Consider the following 719-nt stretch of genomic DNA (forward strand, 5'->3'; position numbering starts at 1 on the left):
AGTATTTCAGTCCCAAATTCCTTCACTTTTTTATCACCAAAGCCTTGTATTTCGCGAAGGCTTTCTAGCGTAGTTGGTCTCATCTCAATTAGTTCATCCATTGTTTTATTAGTAAAGATGTGAAACGCTTTTCGTCCAGTCTCGTCCGCTACTTTTTTGCGGTATTCCTTTAGCTTCGATTCTAGATCATTATTTGAACTATGTATTGGTTTCTCTTCTACAGTAGCAGCTACTAACACTTCATCTTCAGCATAATAGCTCACTTCTTGATCATCAATTTTCTCAAAAACAGGCTGACTTACATGTTGCTTATTTATGTATTCCGCAAAATCTCGCATCCTGTTATCAAGAAAATGCACAGGTGATTTCTTAGCTAACTCAGCTTTCAAAAACGCAACAATGCCATCGGAACGAAAAACTTTATCTTTCATATTTAAAGGAGCTTTCTTCAAATCAATTACCGTTTTTTCATTCCCGAATGCTACAGCATAAAGAATAGGCGTTCTTTTAATAATTTCATGGTCCACTAACATGGTCCGTAATACGTCTACTTGGCGTTCAACTTGGCGGATAGGGCTATACATTCCCTCTTTAAATACCACTCTAGTCCCGCGGTTCACGGTTCTGATAAACTCCCCTTTTTCATTAACTGTAATGTTACCGAAATACTTCTTCACTTCAATGACTAGGATGAATTGTCGAGTCACGACAATAAAATC

1 protein-coding gene is annotated in these 719 nt (G+C 37.4%); it reads right to left on the reverse strand.

Features of this window, described 5'->3' with window-relative positions; translation table 11 throughout:
* A partial coding sequence (locus GD002_RS17590) for an HRDC domain-containing protein (protein ID WP_194841681.1) occupies positions 1-719 on the reverse strand: 719 nt, incomplete at both ends.

Source organism: Sporosarcina obsidiansis (genome assembly GCF_009651005.1).
In the GTDB taxonomy this organism is placed as follows: domain Bacteria; phylum Bacillota; class Bacilli; order Bacillales_A; family Planococcaceae; genus Sporosarcina; species Sporosarcina obsidiansis.